Source organism: uncultured Thalassospira sp. (genome assembly GCF_963976115.1).
GTDB lineage: Bacteria > Pseudomonadota > Alphaproteobacteria > Rhodospirillales > Thalassospiraceae > Thalassospira.
Genome location: NZ_CAXBJJ010000002.1, coordinates 375406 through 397549 on the forward strand (window position 1 = coordinate 375406; position 22144 = coordinate 397549).

The 22144-nt window shown below is 54.8% G+C and carries 17 protein-coding genes; 16 read left to right on the forward strand and 1 reads right to left on the reverse strand.

The features are described from left to right. Positions 1 to 39: 39 nt before the first annotated feature. Genes AAC086_RS03590 through iolG form a run of 8 tightly spaced genes read left to right on the forward strand, consistent with a single transcriptional unit; the run spans position 40 to position 9910 of the window. Entirely contained in the window at positions 40 to 1137 is a 1098-nt protein-coding gene (locus AAC086_RS03590) for an ABC transporter permease (RefSeq protein ID WP_339775380.1), read from the forward strand. After that, positions 1137 to 1916: an ATP-binding cassette domain-containing protein gene (locus AAC086_RS03595; protein WP_339775381.1), complete on the forward strand. Its 780-nt coding sequence runs from the start codon at positions 1137 to 1139 to the stop codon at positions 1914 to 1916. Before AAC086_RS03590 ends, AAC086_RS03595 begins: the two co-directional genes overlap by 1 nt. Next, positions 1916 to 3826 carry a 5-dehydro-2-deoxygluconokinase gene (gene iolC, locus AAC086_RS03600; RefSeq protein ID WP_339775382.1) on the forward strand — a complete coding sequence of 637 codons (1911 nt, stop codon included), beginning with the start codon at positions 1916 to 1918 and terminating at the stop codon, positions 3824 to 3826. Before AAC086_RS03595 ends, iolC begins: the two co-directional genes overlap by 1 nt. After that, the gene (gene iolD, locus AAC086_RS03605; RefSeq protein ID WP_339775385.1) at positions 3787 to 5652 is read left to right on the forward strand and encodes a 3D-(3,5/4)-trihydroxycyclohexane-1,2-dione acylhydrolase (decyclizing); all 1866 of its coding nucleotides are present in this window, start codon (positions 3787 to 3789) and stop codon (positions 5650 to 5652) included. Before iolC ends, iolD begins: the two co-directional genes overlap by 40 nt. Before the next feature lie 6 nt (positions 5653 to 5658). Then, the gene (gene iolE / locus AAC086_RS03610) at positions 5659 to 6564 is read left to right on the forward strand and encodes a myo-inosose-2 dehydratase (protein WP_339775387.1); all 906 of its coding nucleotides are present in this window, start codon (positions 5659 to 5661) and stop codon (positions 6562 to 6564) included. After that, a complete protein-coding gene (gene iolB, locus AAC086_RS03615; protein ID WP_339775389.1) occupies positions 6564 to 7367 on the forward strand; it encodes a 5-deoxy-glucuronate isomerase in 804 nt (267 codons plus the stop codon). The genes iolE and iolB overlap by 1 nt, the downstream gene beginning before the upstream one ends. Positions 7368 to 7403: 36 nt before the next feature. Continuing rightward, positions 7404 to 8906, forward strand: a complete 1503-nt coding sequence (locus tag AAC086_RS03620) for a CoA-acylating methylmalonate-semialdehyde dehydrogenase (RefSeq protein ID WP_339775392.1) — start codon at positions 7404 to 7406, stop codon at positions 8904 to 8906. 11 nt (positions 8907 to 8917) lie between these two features. Continuing rightward, the gene (gene iolG, locus AAC086_RS03625) at positions 8918 to 9910 is read left to right on the forward strand and encodes an inositol 2-dehydrogenase (protein ID WP_339775395.1); all 993 of its coding nucleotides are present in this window, start codon (positions 8918 to 8920) and stop codon (positions 9908 to 9910) included. A 327-nt stretch (positions 9911 to 10237) separates the two neighbouring features. Here the strand turns inward: iolG and AAC086_RS03630 are convergent, their stop codons facing one another. Continuing rightward, positions 10238 to 10948, reverse strand: a complete 711-nt coding sequence (locus AAC086_RS03630; protein WP_339775398.1) for a cyclic nucleotide-binding domain-containing protein — start codon at positions 10946 to 10948, stop codon at positions 10238 to 10240. Positions 10949 to 11196: 248 nt separating this feature from the next. Between AAC086_RS03630 and AAC086_RS03635 the strand changes: the two genes are divergently transcribed. The 8 genes from AAC086_RS03635 to AAC086_RS03670 are packed head-to-tail and all read left to right on the forward strand — an operon-like array spanning position 11197 to position 22100. Next, positions 11197 to 12576: a nitrate/nitrite transporter gene (locus AAC086_RS03635; protein WP_339775401.1), complete on the forward strand. Its 1380-nt coding sequence runs from the start codon at positions 11197 to 11199 to the stop codon at positions 12574 to 12576. 13 nt (positions 12577 to 12589) lie between these two features. Continuing rightward, positions 12590 to 13975 carry a NarK family nitrate/nitrite MFS transporter gene (locus AAC086_RS03640; protein WP_339775404.1) on the forward strand — a complete coding sequence of 462 codons (1386 nt, stop codon included), beginning with the start codon at positions 12590 to 12592 and terminating at the stop codon, positions 13973 to 13975. Between the two features lie 54 nt (positions 13976 to 14029). Beyond that, the gene (locus tag AAC086_RS03645; protein WP_339775407.1) at positions 14030 to 17767 is read left to right on the forward strand and encodes a nitrate reductase subunit alpha; all 3738 of its coding nucleotides are present in this window, start codon (positions 14030 to 14032) and stop codon (positions 17765 to 17767) included. Continuing rightward, the gene (gene narH / locus AAC086_RS03650; protein WP_339775408.1) at positions 17764 to 19290 is read left to right on the forward strand and encodes a nitrate reductase subunit beta; all 1527 of its coding nucleotides are present in this window, start codon (positions 17764 to 17766) and stop codon (positions 19288 to 19290) included. The genes AAC086_RS03645 and narH overlap by 4 nt, the downstream gene beginning before the upstream one ends. After that, a complete protein-coding gene (narJ, locus tag AAC086_RS03655; RefSeq protein WP_339775411.1) occupies positions 19290 to 19997 on the forward strand; it encodes a nitrate reductase molybdenum cofactor assembly chaperone in 708 nt (235 codons plus the stop codon). The genes narH and narJ overlap by 1 nt, the downstream gene beginning before the upstream one ends. Before the next feature lie 11 nt (positions 19998 to 20008). After that, positions 20009 to 20755: a respiratory nitrate reductase subunit gamma gene (narI, locus tag AAC086_RS03660; RefSeq protein ID WP_339775414.1), complete on the forward strand. Its 747-nt coding sequence runs from the start codon at positions 20009 to 20011 to the stop codon at positions 20753 to 20755. 4 nt (positions 20756 to 20759) lie between these two features. Next, entirely contained in the window at positions 20760 to 21554 is a 795-nt protein-coding gene (locus AAC086_RS03665) for a peptidylprolyl isomerase (protein WP_339775417.1), read from the forward strand. 24 nt (positions 21555 to 21578) lie between these two features. Next, entirely contained in the window at positions 21579 to 22100 is a 522-nt protein-coding gene (locus tag AAC086_RS03670) for a DUF2478 domain-containing protein (RefSeq protein WP_339775419.1), read from the forward strand. Positions 22101 to 22144: the final 44 nt, after the last annotated feature.

A 22144-nucleotide genomic window follows, 5' to 3' on the forward strand; every position in this document is an offset into this window, starting at 1 on the left:
CCTGGCAACTCTCCCTTCCCAAAATACAAGAGTAATGCCATGACGGACGAGCGATTAAAGCAAGTCTCAAGCCTTCGTCGTGCCATGATCCGGCCCGAACTGGGCGCGATTTGCGGCGCAATTCTGGTTTTTGTGTTCTTTTTGATGATTGCAGGCGACAGCGGCATGTTCGCGCCCGAAGGCATCAAAAACTGGACCGTGGTTTCGGCACAATTTGCCATCATTGCCGTGGGTGCCTGCCTGTTGATGATTGCCGGCGAATTTGATCTTTCGGTCGGCTCCATGATCGGTTTTTCCGGTGTGGTCATCGCCATTCTTTCCGTGCATATGGGCTGGCCGGTATGGGCCGCCATCATTGCTGCCTTTGTCGTTGCGATGGCAATTGGCGCATTAAACGGGTTTTTGGTGATCAAAACCGGCTTGCCAAGCTTTATCGTGACCTTGGCATTTTTATATATTCTGCGTGGCCTAACGATCTGGTTATCGATCACCACCACCCGCCAAACCATTATTGGCGGCGTCAAAGAAGCCGCCGTGGGCGACCCGCTGGCCTTTTTGTTTGGCGGTGTGATTTTCAAGGATTTGTTCCAGTGGTTTGGCGATATGGGCTGGGTTGGCACCTTTACCCGTGGCACACGCACCGGACAGCCGATTGTTGAAGGCATTCCGATGCTGGTGGTCTGGGCGATTGTGCTGGTTATTTTTGGCCACTTCCTGCTGACCCGTACCCGTTTTGGCAACTGGATTTTCGCCGCAGGCGGGGACGCCAAAGCAGCCCGTTATGTTGGCGTGCCGGTCGACCGGGTTAAAATCCTGATGTTCATGTTCACCGCCTTTTGCGCCACTGTTTTTGCCACCTGCCAGGTGATGGAATTTGGCTCGGCCGCGGCAGACCGTGGCTTGCTTAAGGAATTTGAAGCCATCATTTGTGTGGTTATCGGCGGCGCCCTTTTGACCGGTGGGTATGGCTCTGTCATCGGGGCGGCGTTGGGGGCCCTGATATTTGGGGTTGTGCAGCAGGGACTGTTTTTTGCCGGGGCCGAAAGTTCGTTGTTCCGGGTGTTTCTGGGCACGATCCTGATTTTGGCCGTGATTATGAACACCTATATCCGCCGCATGATTACAGGAGAACGGTGATGGCAACACCCTTGATGGAAATGGACAACATCAAAAAGAATTTTGGCCCCGTGATTGCGCTGGGTGGTGTGTCCTTTGATATTTATGCCGGTGAATGCCACTGCCTGCTGGGCGATAACGGTGCCGGGAAATCGACCTTCATTAAAACCATGTCGGGCGTGCACAAGCCGACCGGCGGTGTGATCCGCGTTAATGGTCAGGATACCATTTTCAACAACCCGCGCGATGCCATGACCGCCGGGATTGCTACGGTGTATCAGGATCTGGCGATGATTCCGCTGATGTCGGTCACCCGCAATTTCTGGATGGGACGCGAACCGCGCAAGGGGTTTGGCCCGTTTAAATGGATCGATTTCAAAACAGCAAACCGCATTACCTTTGAAGAAATGGCCCGCATGGGTATAGCCCTGCGCGAAGCCGACCAGGCGGTTGGCACCCTTTCGGGCGGCGAGCGGCAAAGTGTTGCCATTGCCCGTGCCGTTCATTTTGGGGCCAAAGTGTTGATTTTGGACGAACCGACATCGGCCCTTGGCGTGCGACAAACATCAAACGTTCTTGCCACGATTGACCGGGTGCGCAAAGCCGGGATCGGCGTTGTGTTTATTACCCACAATGTGCGCCATGCCATGGCCGTTGGCGACCGGTTTACCGTGCTTAATCGCGGGCAAACCCATGGCACCGCCATGCGCGGCGACATCAAACCCGAAGAATTGCAGGATTTGATGGCAGGCGGGCAGGAACTGGCCGAACTTGAAGGATCGCTGGGAGGAACCATTTGATGACCCTGGATGTCATTACCATCGGCCGATCATCGGTCGACCTGTACGGAGCGCAAATTGGCGGCCGCCTGGAGGACATGGCATCCTTCAACAAATATATTGGCGGGTCCCCCACCAATATGGCGTGCGGCACCGCCCGGCTGGGCCTTAAATCGGGCCTGATCACCCGGGTGGGCGACGAACATATGGGCCGGTTCATTCGCGAACAACTGGTGGCCGAAGGCGTTGATGTGCAAGGGGTGATTACCGACCCCGAACGCCTGACCGCCCTTGTGTTACTGGGCATTCGCGACCAGGAACAGTTTCCACTAATATTTTACCGCGAAAACTGTGCCGACATGGCGCTGTGCGAAGACGATATTGACCCGGACTATATTGCCAGCAGCCGCTGTGTAACCGTTACCGGCACACATTTATCACATCCGCGCACGCGCGCTGCGGTGTTAAAGGCCCTGAAGCTGGCCCGGGCCAACGGGGCCAAAACCGCCCTTGATATTGACTATCGCCCCAATCTGTGGGGGCTTTCGGGGCATGGCGACGGGGAAAACCGTTTTATCGCCTCGGCCAAGGTCACCAGCGAATTGCAGGCCACCCTGGCCCTGTTTGATTTGATCGTCGGCACCGAGGAAGAATTTCACATTGCTGGCGGCACCACCGATACGCTGGCGGCGTTGCGCGCCGTTCGCGCCCTTTCAACCGCAACGCTGGTGTGCAAACGCGGCCCGATGGGGGCTTCGGCCTTTAGTGGCGATATAGGCAACAGTCTGGATGACGGTATTTCCGGCCCCGGCTTTCCGGTGGATGTTTTTAACGTATTGGGGGCGGGCGACGGGTTTATGTCGGGCCTGTTAAAAGGCTGGCTGACCGGCGAGGATTGGCAAACCAGCCTTAAATATGCCAATGCCTGCGGGGCGTTTGCCGTGTCGCGCCACGGCTGCACCCCGGCCTATCCCAGTTGGGAAGAATTGCAGTTTTTCTTTAAACGCGGCATGAAAACCCCGGCATTGCGCCATGATGCGGAACTTGAACAGGTTCATTGGGCCACCAACCGCACGAGTGACTGGCCCGAAATGCGGGTATTTGCCTTTGACCACCGCATGCAACTGGAAGACATGGCCGATGAACTGGGCGTATCACGTGATAAAATTGGTCCGTTTAAGAAACTGTGCCTGAGCGCGGTTGAAACCGTAGCCAAAGGCAAATCCGGTTATGGCCTGTTATGCGATGGCCGTTTGGGCCGCGATGCGCTTTATGCCGCCGCCGGGCAAGGATTATGGATTGGCCGACCGGTTGAACTGCCCGGATCGCGCCCGTTGCAGCTTGAAATCGGCCCGGACCTTGGCAGCAAACTGGCAGAATGGCCGGTGGAAAACGTGATCAAGGTTCTGTGTTTTTATCATCCCGATGATGATGCCGACATGAAAGCCCAGCAGGAAGAAACCATTTTACGCCTTTTTGATGCCGGACGCGCAAATCGGCTGGAATTTTTGCTCGAGATCATTCCCTCAAAGGTTGCGCCATGCGATGATCAGACAACGGCAACAATCATTCAACGGTTCTATGACATTGGCGTTTATCCCGACTGGTGGAAACTGGAACCGATGAAAAGCGATGCGGCATGGCGTCGTGCTTGTGACACCATTTCGCGCAATGATCCCTATTGCCGTGGTGTGGTTGTTTTGGGGCTTGAAGCCCCGACCGAGGAACTGACCGCCAGTTTCGAGGCCGCCGCCCGCCACAAGCTGGTACGCGGGTTTGCCGTGGGACGGACGATTTTTACCGCCACCGCGCGCGACTGGCTGACCGGCACCATAGATGATGCAACCGCCACCACCCAGATGGCGGACAAATACCGTGCCCTGTGCCAGTCATGGGACCAGGCACGCAAAAACATCGGAGGAACGGCGTGAAGACCATCCGTTTAACAGCCGCCCAGGCCATGGTGCGGTATCTGACTGTACAATATAACGCCGATGACGTGCCATTTTTTGGCGGTTGCTGGGCGATTTTCGGCCATGGCAATGTGGCGGGTATTGGCGAAGCCCTGCACGGCATTGGTGATGCCTTGCCAACATGGCGCGCGCATAACGAACAAGGCATGGCCCATGCCGCCATTGCCTATGCCAAGGCATCGAACCGCAAACGCGCAATGGCAGTTACGACCTCCATCGGCCCCGGTGCCACCAATATGGTGACCGCTGCGGCCCTGGCCCATGTCAACCGGCTGCCGGTTTTGCTGATCCCCGGCGATGTATTTGCCAACCGCGCCCCGGACCCGGTTTTGCAACAGATCGAGGATTTTGGTGACGCGACAATCAGCGCCAATGATTGTTTTAAACCCGTCAGCCGTTATTTTGACCGCATTTCGCGGCCCGAACATTTATTAACCGCCCTGCCCCGTGCCATGGCAACCCTGACCGACCCCGCCGATTGCGGCCCGGTAACACTGGCCTTTTGCCAGGATGTGCAGGCACAAGCCTATGACTGGCCGGAAAGTTTCTTTGCCCCCAAAACATGGAAGCCGCGCCGCCCGCGCCCCGATCTGGATGAGCTGGCCGCTGCGGTTGCCGCCATCAAGGCCGCAAAAAACCCCATGATCATTGCCGGGGGCGGCGTGCATTATGCCGATGCCTGCGCAACCCTTCGCGACTTTGCCCACAAACATGGCATGGGCGTTGGTGAAACCCAGGCCGGTAAATCGGCCTTGCCGTGGGATGACGATCTTAACCTTGGTTCCATTGGTGTGACCGGGGCCAGCAGTGCCAACAGCGTTGCCGAAAACGCCGATCTGATCATTGCCATTGGCACGCGTTTGCAGGATTTCACCACCGGTAGCTGGTCGCTGTTTAAAAACCCCGACCGCCGCATTCTGGGCATAAACATTACCGGTTTTGATGGCAGCAAACACAATGCCCTGCCCCTGATCGGCGACGCCAAAATCGTGCTAAGCGACCTTTCAGACGCGCTGGGTGATTATTGTGCAAAACGCCCTGATGCACATCTGAAAGCCGAATGGATTGCCGCCGTGGATGCCGCAACGACAACGCCAAAGGGCAATGCCCTGCCAACCGACGCGCAAGTCATTGGTGCGGTTCAGCGCAGCCTGGATGAAGACGGCATTATCGTTTGTGCCGCAGGCGGCCTGCCCGGCGAATTGCACAAGCTTTGGAAAACGGCAAAACCGAATGGCTACCATGTTGAATATGGTTATAGTTGCATGGGTTATGAAATTGCCGGGGGATTGGGTGTTAAAATGGCCCGGCCCGATCAGGATGTTGTCGTGATGGTTGGCGACGGGTCCTACATGATGATGAATTCCGAACTGGCGACCAGCGTGATGCTGGGCCACAAAATTATCACTGTCATTCTGGACAATCGCGGTTTTGCCTGCATCAACCGCCTGCAAATGGCAACGGGTGGTGCAAGTTTTAACAACCTGCTTGATACCGCCCGCCATGTTGAACCATCGGCGATTGATTTTACCTCCCATGCCGCCTCAATGGGGGCAATTGCCGAAAAGGTTTCCTCGATTGCCGAACTGGAACAGGCAATGGTCCGCGCGCGTGCGGCGGATAAATCCTATGCCATTGTCATTGATACCGACCCCCTGCCCTCAACCGAGGCCGGTGGCAATTGGTGGGACGTTGCCATACCCGAGGTTTCGGTGCGCCCCAGTGTAAATGAAGCCCACAAAAATTACCAAAACGCGCTGAAAAACCAGCGCCCCGGAGATTAAGCCCCCATGATCCTTTACGGCACCAACCCTATTGCGTGGTCCAACGACGACGACCAGACCCTCGGCGCAGATATTTCGCTGGAAACCTGCCTGCGCGAAGCAGGGGAAATCGGCTTTGACGGCATTGAAAAAGGCCACAAAATGCCGACCGACCCCACCGCCCTTGCAGCCGTGCTAGTGCCAAACGGCCTGAAATTTGTTTCGGGATGGCATTCGTTAAACCTGTTGGCCCATTCGGTCGAAGACGAAAAAAAGGCCATTCAACCGCATCTTGATTTGTTAAAGGCCATGAGCTGCAAGGTGTGCATTGTGTGCGAAACATCCAATGCCATTCACGGCAATGATGACATGCCCCTTGCCAACAGCCCGGTTTTGCCTGCCGAGAAATGGGCGAAATTTGGCGCCGATGTTGAGGCCATTGCCCAATATTGCGCCGATCAGGGTGTGACGCTGGTTTATCATCATCATATGGGCACCATTGTTGAAAGTGGCGATGAAATTGACGCGTTCATGGCCCATACCGGCCCTGCTACCCATTTGCTGCTTGATACCGGCCATGCCCTGTTTGGCGGTGCGAACCCCGAAGAACTGGCAAAAAAATACATGGATCGCGTTGGGCATATTCATTGCAAAAATGTACGCCCCGTCATTCGCAAGCAAGTTGAAGGCGAGAAACTGAGCTTCCTTGAAGGGGTGCGCCGCGGCGTATTTACCGTTCCGGGTGACGAAGAAGGCGAAGTTGCCTTTGAACCGGTTTTGAAAATTGCCGCCGAACATGGCTATAGCGGCTGGCTGGTGATTGAAGCAGAACAGGACCCTGCGATACGCAACCCGCTGAAATATCAAACCCTTGGCCTTAAATCACTGCGTGCGATGGCCAAAGAAACCGGACTGGACAAAGGAGACGCCTGATGGCCGACCTTCTACGCAAACCCACCGGCACCCACGGCAAGGTGCATGACATTACCGCGCAATCAGCCAATTGGGGCTATGTCGGTTTTGGGCTTTATCACCTTGAACCGGGCGAAACCGCTTCTGAGCCCACCAATGATCGCGAAGTTATTTTGGTACTGGTGGAGGGCAAAGCCGATATTTCGGTCAATGACCAAAACTTTGGCGAGCTTGGCGAGCGCATGAGTGTGTTTGAACGCAAATCACCCCACTGCGTTTATGCCCCTAATGACAGTAACTGGACAGCACAGGCCACCACCAAATGCACCCTTGCGGTTTGCACGGCACCGGGCAAAGGCAATTACCCTGCCCGTGTTATTCGCGACGTGCAAATGGTGGAACGCGGCAAAGGGGCCAATACCCGATATATCCATCCGATTGCGATGGAGGAATCGGATGTGGCCGATAGCCTGCTGGTGACCGAGGTTTTCACCCCGCAAGGCAACTGGTCGTCTTATCCGCCGCACCGCCACGATGAAGATAATTTCCCCGAGATGACCTATCTTGAGGAAACCTATTATCACCGTTTGAGCCCCGAACAGGGTTTTGGCTTTCAGCGGGTTTTCACCGAAGACGGCGCGCTTGACGAAACCATGGCCGTGCAAAGCGGTGATGTGGTGCTGGTGCCCAAGGGACATCACCCGTGCGGATCACCTTATGGCTATGAGATGTATTACCTTAATGTCATGGCCGGGCCGATGCGTAAATGGCGGTTCCAGAACCACCCCGATCATGACTGGATCTATCAGCGCGACAGCAAATAAGCTGGCGCGAATGCCCAAAACCAAAGGATTTTACCCATGACCGAGATTGCCCATTACATTAATGGCGCACATGTTGCTGGCACATCGGGCCGGTCGCAGGATGTTTTTAACCCCGCCACCGGGGATGCTGAAAAAACCGTTGCCCTGGCATCGACCGCCGAAATTGATCAGGCCGTTGCCGCCGCCAAAGCGGCATGGCGCGACTGGTCTAAAACCCCGCCGCTGCGCCGGACACGCATTTTGGACCGGTTCAAAACCATTTTGTGGGAACGCGCCGGCCAAATGGCACAAGCCATTAGTGCCGAACACGGCAAAACCCACGAAGATGCCCTGGGTGAAGTGACCCGTGGGTTGGAAGTGGTGGAATTTGCCACCGGTGCCCCGCACCTGCTCAAAGGCGAATTTACCGAAAATGTCGGCACCGGTGTTGACAGCCATTCCGTCCGTCAGGCCCTGGGCGTGGTTGCCGGGATTACCCCGTTTAACTTCCCGGCCATGGTGCCGATGTGGATGTTCCCCGTCGCCCTGGCGTGCGGCAATACTTTCATCCTGAAACCATCCGAACGGGACCCGTCGGCATCGCTTTTGATGGCCGATTGGTTAACCGAAGCCGGTTTGCCTGCCGGTGTTTTCAACGTGGTTCAGGGTGATAAGGAAGCAGTGGATGCACTGTTGAACAACCCCGATGTCAAAGCGATCAGCTTTGTTGGTTCCACCCCGATTGCCAAATATATTTACACAACCGGCACGGCCAATGGCAAACGCGTCCAAGCGCTGGGCGGGGCGAAAAACCACATGGTGATAATGCCCGATGCCGACCTTGATATGGCCGTGAACGCCCTGATGGGGGCAGCCTATGGCTCGGCCGGGGAACGCTGCATGGCGATTTCGGTGGCTGTGCCCGTAACCGATGCGGTTGCCGATGCGCTGGTCGAAAAACTGGTGCCGAAAATCCAGGCCCTTAAAATTGGCCCGGCGTCGGACAAGGCATCGGATATGGGGCCGCTGGTCACCAAGCAGCATTTAGAAAAGGTACGTGGCTATATCGATAGTGGCGAAGCCGAAGGGGCCAAAATTGTTGTTGATGGCCGCACCTTCCGCCAGGACAAGCAAGGCTATGAAAATGGCTATTATATTGGTGGCACCCTGTTTGATTACGTCACCCCCGATATGAAAATTTACCGCGAGGAAATATTCGGCCCGGCCTTGTCCATCGTCCGTCGCGCGGATTACCAGTCGGCGGTTGATTTGATCCACAGCCACGAATATGCCAATGGCACAGCGATTTTCACCCGCGATGGTGATGTTGCCCGTGCCTTTAGCCAGGATATTGAAGTCGGCATGGTGGGCATTAACGTACCGATCCCGGTGCCGATGGCGTTCCATTCCTTTGGCGGCTGGAAATCATCAATCTTTGGCGATCACCACATGCATGGCATGGAAGGCGTTCGTTTCTTTACCCGCCTTAAAACCACCACCACCCGGTGGCCGACCGGCCAGCGGACCGACCCTGAATTCACCATGCCGACCCTTGGTTAAGGAAAATAGCCATGCTTAATATCGGACTGCTCGGTGCCGGACGTATCGGCATCACCCATGCCAAAGCCGTACTGGGCGTACCCAATGCGAAAATCGCTGCGGTATATGACCCGGTGGATGCTGCGGCCGACGCTGCCATTGCCCTGACCGGGGCCAAACGCGCCTCGGTCGAGGAAATTATGAACGATGCCAACATTGGTGCCGTCATTATTGCCACGCCGACCGACCTTCACGCCGATCAGATCGAACTGGCCGCCAGGGCTGGCAAGGCGATTTTCTGCGAGAAACCGGTCGATCTTTCGTCCGAACGTGTCCGGGCGTGCCTGAAGGTGGTGGAAGAAACCGGTGCCAAACTGATGGTTGGTTTCAACCGCCGCTTCGACCCCAGCTTTGCCCGTGTACATGCCGAAATCCGCGCTGGCAATGTTGGCGATGTTGAATTGGTGCAAATCACCTCGCGCGACCCAGGGGCACCGCCGGTTGATTATATCAAACGCTCTGGCGGCCTGTTTCGCGATATGATGATCCACGACTTTGACATGGCGCGTTTTCTGCTGGGCGAAGAAGTGACCGACGTTTTTGCCACTGGTGCCGTTCTGACCGACCCGGCGATCAAGGAAACCGGCGATGTCGATACGGCAACCGCAACGCTACGCACGGCCAGCGGCAAAATGGCTGTCATTACCAATTCGCGCCGGGCAACTTATGGCTATGATCAGCGCGTTGAAGTGCACGGGTCAAAGGGCATGGTGCAGGCCGAAAACCACCGGGCAACATCGGTAACGATTGCCAATGGCGATGGTTATACCACCGAACCACTGCTGGACTTTTTCATGCAGCGTTATGCCGATGCCTACCGCTTTGAACTGACAACCTTCTGCAATATGCTGAGCGGCGAAAACGTTGCCTTCCCCAGCGGGCATGATGGTTTGAAGGCCCTTGAACTGGCCGATGCGGCGGTTCAATCGCTTAAGACCGGTGCGTCGGTTAAACCGGGCGTCTGATCCGTCAGCGCCAATCAATTCACAAAGCCCGGCGGGTCATCTCCTGCCGGGCTTTGTTTGATCTGTCCTTGTCCGGACCCCCGCCGCCGTAAAATCACCTCGAAGCGCAATTGCTGATGCCGTCACCAACCTCCCTATGGTTGGCGGCTATTGAATCAAATATCTGACCGTTTGGGAATCCCCTATCCGTCATCGATCACGCGAAATGGTATCACTTGACTTTGGCCATTTTTCCGACGTCGGCTAGAACATATTTCCTTCAACAAGACTGCCTGAAACCACATAAAACAACATCCTGCCGCCGCAAGAATGAACCAGCGAACAAGGTTATCTCATTGACGGGGCATCGGATTCATCGATCAAGGCACTGGGTTTTGCCAGGTTCCGAAGGGTATCAGGCTCGGCAATCGTGACATGCTGGGCCTCGATTTCAACGCCAAAAGGCCTGAGGCCGCGAATGGCCCGGGATAAGTTTTCCGGCGTCATTCCCAGGAATGACGCAATCTTGCGTTTTTCAATTGGCAAATCAAATACCGGGGCCTGACCGTGTATTTCATATTGGTGCAAAATGTAATTTGCCAGCCGTTCAATCGAACTGCGTAATTTCAGGTTCTTTATATTTTTCACAACGGCCCGATACCGGGCGGACAATTCGCTCACCACGCTGCGCGCAAAGGCACCATCAGCATCAAATACCCGGCGCACATCTGACGAGGGCAATAAAATCAATCGCGATTTTTCCAATGTTCGTGCCGACATAAGATAAGGGGCATCTTTGATCGTTGCAGCCAGAATAAAGGTCGAGATCGGTTCCACTGTGTCAATTGTGGTTTCACGGCCATTCCAGGAGGCAAACAGCTCAACCCGCCCTTCCAACACCACATGCAAAAAATCACTCATGTCGCCCTCGGTGATCAGATCAACCATTGGCGGAAATGTCTGCACATAAGCCCCGCGCATCAATTCATCGAATCGTTCCTCCGACATTTCGCGGAACAATTCAAGATCCCGTAAATCGGGCACATCCGAGGGGCGCATGGGGTCGTCCTCCTTATAACTTGATAATTATCAAGTATAAATAACAAATAATTCAATCAAGTACACGAAATATATTTAACAGTAAATCACGCTATGATTACTTTGGCATGTCATGTTTCATATCATCAATTATTTTGTAAATCGAAAATTATTAATTGATACTGATCAAGTTTTTCACCTCTCTCTGACGCATTACTGCATTCCGACGGGCGCACAGACATCGCGCCAACGGACAAGAGGGGATCAAAATGCATACTCTCGACGGAGTAACCCGCACCGATCAGGGCCGCGCCCTGGGACTAAGCACTTTCGCATTTACTGCATGTTTTGCCGTCTGGACCATTTTTTCCATCATTGGTGTCAAAATCAAAGGTGAACTTGGCCTGACCGATACCCAGTTTGGTCTGCTGGTGGCAACGCCGGTCCTTACCGGGTCGATCAGCCGCATTTTTTTGGGCATCTGGACCGAACAATTTGGCGGCCGGATCATTTTTCCGTTGCAAATGCTGATTACGGCCATTGCGGTTTGGCTGTTAACATCCGTTCACAGCTATGCGGTATTTTTGCTGGCCGCCCTTGGCCTTGGGCTGGCCGGTGGATCTTTCATTGTTGGTGTGGCCTATGTTTCGCGCTGGTTTGACAAAGAACATCAGGGCACCGCACTGGGTATTTTTGGCGCAGGCAATGTCGGTGCCGCCGTTACCAATTTTGCCGCCCCCTTCCTTGTCGTTGCTTTAGGCTGGCAAGGTACGGCCAAAGTATATGCCATTGTACTGGCAATCATCGCGGTGCTTTTTTTCGTGTTTGCCAAAACAGACCCGATACACCAGGCACGCAAACGCTCCGGTGAAGGCCCTGTATCGACCAGTGCTCAACTCGCCCCTCTCAAAAATATGCAGGTATGGCGTTTTTCGATCTATTATTTCTTCGTTTTCGGCGGCTTTGTGGCGCTGGCGTCATTTCTGCCGCGCTATTATGTCGGGGCATATGGCCTTGAACTGACAATGGCTGGCGTGTTTGCCGGTCTTTATTCCCTGCCGGGGTCTGTGTTTCGGGCTCTTGGCGGCTGGATGTCGGATAAATGGGGTGCCAGGGCGGTGATGTATCTTACCTTCATCGTCTCGTTAATCTGCCTGTTTTTTCTAAGCTATCCTACAACCGCCTATACAATTTCGGGCATTCACGGGCCGATCGCGTTTGAATTCGGGATGTCTTTGCCCGTTTTTGTCGCCATTACCGTCGTGCTTGGTTTTGTCATGAGTTTGGGCAAAGCTGCCGTTTACAAACATATACCGGTTTATTACCCGCACCATGTCGGTGCCGTTGGTGGTCTGGTTGGCATGATTGGTGGGCTGGGCGGCTTTTTTCTGCCGGTGGCCTTTGGAATGCTGCTTGATGCGACCGGGGTCTGGACGGCACCTTTCATGCTGTTATTTGCCATCGTCGCAATTTCAACGGTGTGGATGCATGTCGTGATCCGCAAGATGGAACATCGCCGTCACCCGGCCCTTGCCGACGAAATATATCTTTCCGACCTGCCCGACCGTCCCCTGGACGCTCCGGTCTCCCCCTCCGGATCAAACCCTGTTTCCACCAGCACGGCCACGGGGCGGCCAACTGCGCGCTAAAAGGAAAATTATCATGAATACTCAAACCCGCCAAAGTCGCTATGTCCTGACCGACTGGCGCCCGGAAGATCGCGGTTTTTGGCATACAACCGGGGCCTCTGTTGCCACTCGCAACCTGTGGATCTCCATTCCCTGTCTGCTGCTGGCCTTTTCCGTCTGGATGGTCTGGTCCGTGGTCGTGGCGAAATTGCCTGCCATCGGATTTAACTACACCACAGGCGAATTGTTCTGGCTGGCAGCCCTGCCCGGCTTGTCTGGCGCGACCTTGCGTATTTTTTACAGCTTCATGGTTCCGATTTTCGGTGGCCGTTTGTGGACAACCCTGTCAACCGCCTCGCTGTTACTGCCTGCAATCGGTATTGGTTTTGCCGTGCAATCCCCCGATACGCCTTATTATATCTTTTTGATCCTCGCCCTGCTTTGCGGGTTGGGCGGCGGCAACTTTGCCTCGTCAATGGCCAATATTGCTTTTTTCTACCCTAAAAAAAGCAAAGGAAATGCCTTGGCCTTAAATGCCGGACTGGGCAATCTGGGTGTATCGGTTATGCAGTTTGCCGTACCGATGGCCATTACCACCAGTGTCTTTGGCGTGCTGGGCGGTGAAGGACAACCGCTTCCCGATGGCGGGCAGCTATGGGTGCAAAACGCCGGTTTTATCTGGGTGCCATTTCTAATTATCGGCTCTATCGCGGCGTGGTTTGGCATGAACGATATTGCCGATGCCAAAGCCAGCTTCAAAGAACAGTCAGTGATCCTTAAACGCCGCCATAACTGGATCATGTGCATCCTTTATACGGGCACTTTCGGCTCGTTCATCGGTTATTCTGCCGGTTTCCCGCTCCTGATGAAAACCCAGTTTCCCAGCGTCGATGTTTTGGCTTTTGCCTTTTTAGGTCCGCTTGTTGGTGCGCTGTCACGCGCTGCCACCGGCTGGATCTCGGATCGTTTTGGCGGCGGGCGTGTCACCTTATGGACATTTATTGCCATGATCGTGGCAGTAATCGGCGTTTTGCACTACCTGCCGTCCGGAAATGTACCAGGTGACTTCCGGGGCTTTTTCATATGCTTCATGGCGCTGTTTTTCCTGACCGGGGTTGGCAATGCCTCCACCTTTCAAATGATCCCGTCGATCATGCGCCAGGAAATCCCGCGTTTGATGCCCACCCTTAACGAGGCAGCAACCCTGAAACAGGCCGAACGCGAAAGTGCCGCGATTATTGCCTTCACCTCGGCGATTGCCGCTTACGGCGCATTCTTCATTCCCAAGGCCTATGGCACGTCAATCGGGCTGACCGGTGGCCCCGAAGCTGCCCTTTGGCTGTTTGCCGCCTTTTACGCGATTTGCGTCGTCATTACCTGGGCCTGCTATGCCCGCAAAGGGGCATCGGTTCCCTGCTGATGCTGCGCTGGCAAATCCCGCCTTGCCACGCCCCCGCCTACAGGAGAGAGAAAAATGAGCCATCTGCTCGACAGGCTGAACTTTTTTCAGTCCAAAGAACTCGAAACATTTGCCAATGGTCACGGCCAGGTCACCCGTGAAAACCGCGACTGGGAAGATACCTATCGCAATCGCTGGCGCCATGACAAAATTGTGCGCTCGACCCACGGGGTAAATTGCACCGGGTCGTGTTCGTGGAAAATTTATGTTAAATCCGGCATTGTTACCTGGGAAACCCAACAAACGGATTACCCGCGCACCCGCCCCGACCTGCCCAACCACGAACCGCGCGGCTGTGCGCGTGGTGCCAGCTATAGCTGGTATTTATATTCGGCCAACCGGGTCAAACATCCGCTGATCCGCAGCAGGCTTTTGCGGGCCTGGCGTAAAATGCGCCAGACCATGAATGCCACCCAGGCATGGGCCGCATTACAAAATGATCCTATCTTGCGCGCATCTTATGTCAAAATGCGCGGCAAGGGTGGTCTGGTGCGCGCCACCTGGGACGAAGCCACCGAAATTATTGCCGCCGCCAACGCCTATACCACCCAAAAATACGGCCCGGACCGGGTGTTCGGCTTTTCGCCCATCCCGGCAATGTCGATGGTGTCTTATGCCGCTGGTTCACGCTATTTGTCGTTACTGGGCGGTGTGTGCATGAGCTTTTATGACTGGTATTGCGACCTGCCCCCGGCCAGCCCGATGACATGGGGCGAACAAACCGACGTTCCCGAAAGTGCCGACTGGTACAATGCCGGCTTTTTGCTGTTATGGGGATCAAACGTGCCGCAAACGCGCACGCCCGATGCCCATTTCTATACTGAAGCCCGTTATCGCGGGGCAAAGTCGGCCGTTATTTGCCCGGACTATTCGGAAGCCGCCAAATTTGGCGATATCTGGCTTGCCCCCAAGCAGGGAACCGACAGCGCCCTGGCTATGGCAATGGGCCATGTGATTTTGCGTGAATTTCATCTGGACCGGCAGGCCGAATATTTTGAAGATTATTGCCGCCGTTACAGCGATATGCCAATGCTGGTCCGCCTGGAGGAAAAAGACGGCAAACTGATCGCCGGGCGCTTTTTGCGCGCCGATGACCTAAGCAATAAAGCTGGCACGACCAACAATCCGGAATGGAAAACCCTGGCGATTGACCAAAAATCGGGAAACATTGTTGCCCCGAATGGGTCGGTCGGGTTTCGTTGGGGCGAAGACGGTAGCTGGAACCTGGAAAACCGTGCCGATGGTCGCGAAATCGACCTGAAAATGTCGCTGATTCTCGACCAGGATCATGACGAAATTGCCGCGGTTGATTTCCCCTATTTCGGCGGAGCCGCCAGCGACAGCTTTGTCAAATGCGAACATCCCGATATTCTGACCCGCAACATTCCCGTCAAAAACGTTGAGCTTGCCGATGGCACGGCCAAAGTCACCACGGTATTTGATCTGTTTTGTGCCAATTATGGCCTGGATCGCGGGCTGGGAGGGGGCTGGGTCGCCAACAGCTATGACGATGATATACCCTATACTCCGGCCTGGGCCGAAAAAATTACCGGCGTTCCGGCGGCAAAAATTACGATGGTTGCCCGCGAATTCGCCCTGAATGCAGAAAAGACCCGTGGCAAATCGATGGTCATTCTGGGGGCCGGTCTGAACCACTGGTACCATATGGATATGAATTATCGTGGCATCATCAACATGCTGGTGATGTGCGGCTGTGTCGGGCAGTCTGGCGGTGGCTGGAGCCACTATGTCGGCCAGGAAAAACTGCGCCCGCAAACCGGCTGGCAACCGCTGGCATTTGGGCTGGACTGGTCCCGCCCGCCGCGCCATATGAACGCGACATCGGCATGGTACGCCCATACTGACCAATGGCGTTATGAAACCCTTAAGGCTGATAAAATCCTGTCGCCAACCGCCCCTGCCGGGGATTGGGATATCAGCCTGATTGACTATAACATCCGGGCCGAACGCATGGGCTGGCTGCCATCCGCCCCGCAATTGCGCACCAACCCGCTTGAAGTGGTAAAACTGGCCAAGGCCGCCGGGGTCGATGTTAAGGACTATATCGTCCAGAATCTGAAATCGGGCGATTTGAAAATGTCCTGCGAGGACCCCGATGCCCCGGAAAACTGGCCGCGCAACCTGTTTGTCTGGCGCTCGAACCTTTTAGGATCTTCGGGCAAAGGACATGAATATTTCCTCAAGCACCTTCTGGGCACCGATCATGGTGTTCTCGGCAAGGATTTGGGGCAAGAGGGCGTCGTTGAATCCAAAGAAGCCACCTGGCATGACAAAGCCCCGGAAGGCAAACTTGACCTTCTGGTCTGCATTGATTTTCGCATGTCCACCACGGCCGTTTATTCCGATATCGTTTTGCCAACGGCCAGCTGGTACGAAAAAAACGACCTGAATACATCAGACATGCATCCCTTCATCCATCCGCTTCAGGCGGCGGTTGATCCGGCCTACGAATCAAAGTCCGACTGGGAAATTTTTAAATCCATTGCCAAAAAGTTTTCCGAGGTTGCGCCGGAAATTCTGGGCGTGGAAACCGATGTCGTTGCCTTGCCGATCCTGCACGACACCCCGGCCGAAATCGCACAGGACCAGGTTCGCGACTGGAAAAAAGGCGAATGCGACCTTATTCCAGGCAAAACAGCCCCCAACTATATTACTGTCGAACGCGATTATCCCGCCCTTTATGACCAGTTCGTGGCCGTTGGCCCGTTGCTCGACAAAATGGGCAATGGGGGCAAAGGTATTTCGTGGCCGACCAAAACCGAAATACAGCATCTGCGCGACCTTAACGGCGAATGGACCGAAGGCCCGGCCAAAGGCTGCGCCAAAATCGTCACCGATATTGATGCCACCGAAGTCATTCTGATGCTGGCACCGGAAACCAATGGTGAAGTCGCCATCAAGGCATGGGAAGCCCTGGGTAAATTTACCGGGCGCGATCACACCCATCTGGCACGCGCCAAGGAAGACGAAAAAATACGTTTCCGCGATATTGCGGCCCAACCGCGTAAAATCATTTCGTCCCCGACCTGGTCGGGGATCGAAAGCGAGGACGTTTGCTATAATGCCGGTTACACAAATGTCCATGAATTTATCCCGTGGCGCACCCTGACGGGCCGTCAGCAGCTTTATCAGGATCATTTATGGATGCGGGCCTTTGGCGAAGGTTTGTGTTGTTACCGCCCGCCGGTCGATCTCATGAGCGTCACCAGGGAAGTCAATTCCGATGCGCGTGACGGGCAACCCCATGTGGTGTTGAACTTTATTACCCCGCACCAGAAATGGGGCATCCATTCCACTTATACCGACAACCTTCTGATGTTGACGCTCAACCGGGGCGGCCCTGTTGTCTGGATCAGCGAAACCGATGCTGTGAAAGCAGGGATTGTCGATAATGACTGGGTGGAAGTTTACAACATCAACGGCGCGCTAACGGCGCGGGCTGTGGTGTCACAGCGCATCAAGGACGGCACGTTGTTCATGTATCACGCGCAGGAAAAAATTGTGAATACCCCGGGGTCGGAAAAAACCGGCAAACGCGGTGGCATCCATAATTCGGTGACACGCACCACCCTTAAACCCACCCATATGATCGGCGGTTACGCCCATCAAAGTTACGGTTTTAACTATTACGGCACCGTTGGTTCCAACCGCGATGAATTTGTCATCGTTCGCAAAATGAACCGCGTGGACTGGCTCGACCAGCCCGCCGCCATCGAGGAGGCCGCACAATGAGAATTCGCGCACAAATCGGCATGGTGCTGAACCTTGATAAATGTATCGGCTGCCATACCTGTTCTGTCACTTGTAAAAATGTCTGGACCAGCCGTGATGGCGTTGAATACGCCTGGTTTAACAATGTCGAAACCAAACCCGGCATGGGATATCCGCATGACTGGGAAAACCAGAAACGCTGGAATGGCGGCTGGGAACGGACCAAATCGGGCAAGCTTCAGCCAAAACAGGGGGCGAAATGGCGCATCCTTGCCAATATTTTCGCCAACCCGTCGCTGCCTGAAATTGACGATTACTACGAACCGTTTGATTTCGACTACGACCATTTGAAATCCGCCCCGGAAATGCAGGCATTTCCAACTGCGCGCCCGCGTTCAAAAATCACCGGCGAACGGATGGAAAAAATTACCTCCGGTCCCAACTGGGAAGAAATCCTGGGCGGCGAATTTTCCAAACGGTCGCAGGATTACAATTTTGAAGGCATTCAAAAGGAAATCTACGGACAATACGAAAACACCTTCATGATGTATTTGCCCCGGTTATGCGAGCATTGCCTGAACCCGACCTGTGCGGCGTCGTGCCCGTCAGGTGCAATTTACAAACGCGAAGAAGATGGCATTGTCCTGATCGATCAGGAAAAATGCCGGGGCTGGCGCATGTGCGTTTCAGGCTGCCCCTACAAAAAAGTTTATTATAACTGGTCGACCGGCAAGTCGGAAAAATGCACCTTTTGCTATCCGCGCATCGAAAGTGGCAATCCCACTGTTTGTTCGGAAACCTGCGTCGGGCGGATCCGTTATCTTGGTGTCATGCTTTATGATGCCGACGCCATCGAAAGTGCCGCCAACACTGAAAACGAAAAAGATTTGTATCAGGCCCAGCTTGATATCTTCCTCGACCCGAACGATCCGGAAATACAAAAACAGGCCCTTGCCGATGGCATCCCGGCGGCATGGGTAGAAGCGGCCAAAAACTCGCCCGTCTGGAAAATGGCGATGGACTGGAAAGTGGCCTTCCCGCTGCATCCGGAATATCGCACCTTGCCAATGGTCTGGTATATTCCGCCCCTTTCGCCCATTCAAAATGCCGCCGAAGCAGGCCAAATTGGCCATGACGGCGAAATGCCCGATGTCCGCAGCCTGCGCATTCCGGTGCGTTACCTTGCCAATATGCTAACGGCAGGTGACGAAGCCCCGGTCATTTCGGCCCTGGAACGCATGTTGGCGATGCGCACCTATATGCGGTCCAAAACCATTGACGGCGTTATCAATACCGGCGTTGCCGACCGGGTCGGCCTTAGCCCGGCGATGATAGAAGACATGTATAAAATCATGGCGCTGGCCAATTACGAAGACCGTTTTGTCATTCCCACCACGCACCGCGAAGTTGTTGAAGAAGCCTATGACCTGCGCGGAGGCTGCGGCTTTACCGATGGCAATGGCTGTTCGGGCGGGATCAGCCAGGCGTCGCTGTTTGGTGGCGGCAAAAAGAAAACGATGACCCTTCCCTCGGAGGCATTCTGATGATCATGACATTCAAGGTCCTCTCGGCGCTGTTAACATATCCCGGTCGGGAGCTTCAGGACGCGTGCGCAGAGATTGTGCCTGTTTTGCGCAATGAAAAACTGCTGTCGCCTGCCACCATAAGCCAGATCGAGCCGCTGTTAACCGAGCTTGCGACATCCGATATCTATGACCTTCAGGAACGTTTTGTGACCCTGTTTGATCGTTCCCGCACGCTGTCGCTTAATCTGTTCGAGCATGTTCACGGCGAAAGCCGTGACCGCGGCGGGGCAATGGTTGATTTGCTTGAAACCTATCGGGCGGGCGGATTTGAACCCGCCACCACCGAACTGCCCGACCATTTACCGGTATTGCTGGAATTTCTGGCAACCCGTCCGCTAAATGAAGGGCGCGAAACCCTGGCCGATGCGGCCCATATCCTTGAAGCCCTGCACGACCGTCTTTCCCGGCGCGACAGTCCCTATGCCGGGGTTTTTCAGGCCCTGAACGAACTTGCCCTTGGCGAAACCAACAAAACCGCCCTTGCCGAACTTTTGGCGATCACTGAAGACGACCCCGATGATCTCGCCGCCCTTGATGCGGTTTGGGAAGAAAGCGAAGTCGTCTTTGGGCCGGATCCCAACGGGGATTGCCCCCAGGTCCGCGACATATTGAACCGCATGGATGATCGCGCTTCGCCCCAGCACGCGACAACCGGTTTGAAGTAAAGGAAAACACAATGCACAATTTTCTTTTCGGTGTTTATCCCTATATCGCGTTAACCGTGCTGATCGTGGGTTCCGTTGCGCGGTATGAACGTGATCCTTTCACCTGGAAATCGTCCTCCAGTCAGTTATTGCGCCGCAAACAACTGATTGCCGGGTCAATTCTGTTTCATGTCGGGGTGCTAACGATTTTTGCCGGCCATCTTGTGGGCTTGCTAACCCCGATTGCACTGTTTGACGCCTTGGGCATCAGCCATGGTGCCAAACAGATACTGGCGGTTGCTGCGGGTGGCATTGCCGGAATTATGGCCCTGAGCGGCGGTGCCATGCTGTTGCACCGCCGCCTGACCGACCCGCGCATTCGCGCGACGTCAAGTTTTGCCGATACGGGCATTTTGGTCATTTTGCTTATCCAGCTTGTGTTGGGTATCAGCACTATTTTCGTGTCGCTACAACATCTTGATGGTCATGAAATGACCAAATTCATGGCCTGGGCACAGGGTATTTTCACCCTTCAATCCAATGCTGCCAGCCATATTACCGATGTGGCATGGATCTTTAAAATTCATCTGGTGCTGGGGCTGACGATCTTTGTTTTGTTCCCCTTCACCCGGCTGGTGCACATGCTGTCGGTGCCGGTCCGGTTTTTCTGGCGTCCCGGTTATCAGGTGGTTCGGTCACGCCGTCAAACTCCCCTGCCGCCGCGCCGCGCGACCACACCACGGCCTTCGCGTTCCAATCTGACCAAACCGGCGGAGTAAAATCATGAGCGACGCATTTTTTCCCGATATCGTGGTCAATGGCGATACGATTCCGGCAAGTGACGTATCGGCAGAACTGCAAAATCACAATGTCCCACAGGGCAAACAGGCCCTGGCATGGCGTCGGGCCGCACGGGCCCTGGCCATCCGGGCTTTGCTGTTGCAAGAAGCAAAAAAGCGCAATCTTGATGCAAACACCCACGATATTGGCCCCGGTAAAAACGAGACCGAGACCGAAGCGCTGATCCGGACCTTGCTTGAACAGGCCCTGCCCGAAACCACCCCGGACGAAACAGCGTTACGCGCCTATTACGATGCCAACCCCGAACGGTTCCGGGCACCGGCCTTATACGAGGCGTCGCATATTCTGTTTGCAGCCGATGAAACAGCCCCTGCGCGCGAAAAAGCCCGCATCCGGGCGGTTGCCGCATTGGGCATCCTTACGCATAACCCCGACCAGTTCCGAAACCTGGCCCGCAACGAAAGCGACTGTACATCGCGCCAGTCAGACGGTCGCCTGGGGCAAATCAGCCGGGGGGAAACCGTCGAAGCATTTGACCGGATGCTCGACCAGTTAGAACCGGGCACCATCGCCCCGGAACCGATTGAAACCCGTTTCGGCTTTCACATATTGCGGCTTGATGCCAAAGCACCGGGCGACATATTGCCATTTGAAAATGCCAAACCCCGCATTGCCGAAGCCACAGAAAAAGCTGCATGGACGCGTGCCGCCAACGAATTTGTCACCGATCTTGTCAGCCATGCCGATATTTCGGGCATCGATATGCGCCCGGAATAACGATGTCAGAAAAGGGATGATATTATGGAAATCGCATTCATAAGTTCCAGCGAACGCGGGGGGACGGACAGGGTATTGGCCCAGGTTGCCACCAAACTTGAAAAACAGGGTTTTCGGCTGGCTGGCGTTGTTCAAACCAACTTTGATCGCCCCGGCACCCATCATTGCGATATGGATGTCCGTGTTCTGCCCAAAGGGCCGGTCGTGCGTATTTCGCAAAATCTGGGGGCAGAATCGCACGGGTGCCGTCTTGACCCGAATGCGCTTGAAACAGCAGTTGCCAGCGTTGAAACCATGTTTGCCGACGGGTCGCCGATTGACTTTTTGGTTCTGAACAAATTTGGCAAACACGAAGCCGAAGGACGTGGTTTTCGCACCCTGATTGGCGACGCGCTGATGCGCGGCATTCCGGTAATCACCGGGATAAATGCGCTTAACCGCGAAGCATTTGAGACATTTACCGATGGCCTTGCCCAGCCATTGGCAAATGACGTGAATGATATTATGGACTGGTGTCTGGCGCACAAGGCCCTTGTAACCAACTAAAGCCCGCCAATATCGGCAAGGTTACCCCGCCATCCTCACCTGAC

What these genes read in the sequence shown, in the direction of transcription:
- iolB (WP_339775389.1), top strand. Translation starts at nt 6,564, where the DNA reads ATGGCCGACCTTCTACGCAAACCCACCGGCACCCACGGCAAGGTGCAT.
- iolD (WP_339775385.1), top strand. Translation starts at nt 3,787, where the DNA reads ATGGGACCAGGCACGCAAAAACATCGGAGGAACGGCGTGAAGACCATC.
- AAC086_RS03645 (WP_339775407.1), top strand. Translation starts at nt 14,030, where the DNA reads ATGAGCCATCTGCTCGACAGGCTGAACTTTTTTCAGTCCAAAGAACTC.
- AAC086_RS03595 (WP_339775381.1), top strand. Translation starts at nt 1,137, where the DNA reads ATGGCAACACCCTTGATGGAAATGGACAACATCAAAAAGAATTTTGGC.
- AAC086_RS03630 (WP_339775398.1), bottom strand. Translation starts at nt 10,948, where the DNA reads ATGCGCCCCTCGGATGTGCCCGATTTACGGGATCTTGAATTGTTCCGC.
- narI (WP_339775414.1), top strand. Translation starts at nt 20,009, where the DNA reads ATGCACAATTTTCTTTTCGGTGTTTATCCCTATATCGCGTTAACCGTG.
- iolE (WP_339775387.1), top strand. Translation starts at nt 5,659, where the DNA reads ATGATCCTTTACGGCACCAACCCTATTGCGTGGTCCAACGACGACGAC.
- iolG (WP_339775395.1), top strand. Translation starts at nt 8,918, where the DNA reads ATGCTTAATATCGGACTGCTCGGTGCCGGACGTATCGGCATCACCCAT.
- narJ (WP_339775411.1), top strand. Translation starts at nt 19,290, where the DNA reads ATGATCATGACATTCAAGGTCCTCTCGGCGCTGTTAACATATCCCGGT.
- AAC086_RS03665 (WP_339775417.1), top strand. Translation starts at nt 20,760, where the DNA reads ATGAGCGACGCATTTTTTCCCGATATCGTGGTCAATGGCGATACGATT.
- AAC086_RS03635 (WP_339775401.1), top strand. Translation starts at nt 11,197, where the DNA reads ATGCATACTCTCGACGGAGTAACCCGCACCGATCAGGGCCGCGCCCTG.
- AAC086_RS03590 (WP_339775380.1), top strand. Translation starts at nt 40, where the DNA reads ATGACGGACGAGCGATTAAAGCAAGTCTCAAGCCTTCGTCGTGCCATG.
- narH (WP_339775408.1), top strand. Translation starts at nt 17,764, where the DNA reads ATGAGAATTCGCGCACAAATCGGCATGGTGCTGAACCTTGATAAATGT.
- AAC086_RS03640 (WP_339775404.1), top strand. Translation starts at nt 12,590, where the DNA reads ATGAATACTCAAACCCGCCAAAGTCGCTATGTCCTGACCGACTGGCGC.
- iolC (WP_339775382.1), top strand. Translation starts at nt 1,916, where the DNA reads ATGACCCTGGATGTCATTACCATCGGCCGATCATCGGTCGACCTGTAC.
- AAC086_RS03670 (WP_339775419.1), top strand. Translation starts at nt 21,579, where the DNA reads ATGGAAATCGCATTCATAAGTTCCAGCGAACGCGGGGGGACGGACAGG.
- AAC086_RS03620 (WP_339775392.1), top strand. Translation starts at nt 7,404, where the DNA reads ATGACCGAGATTGCCCATTACATTAATGGCGCACATGTTGCTGGCACA.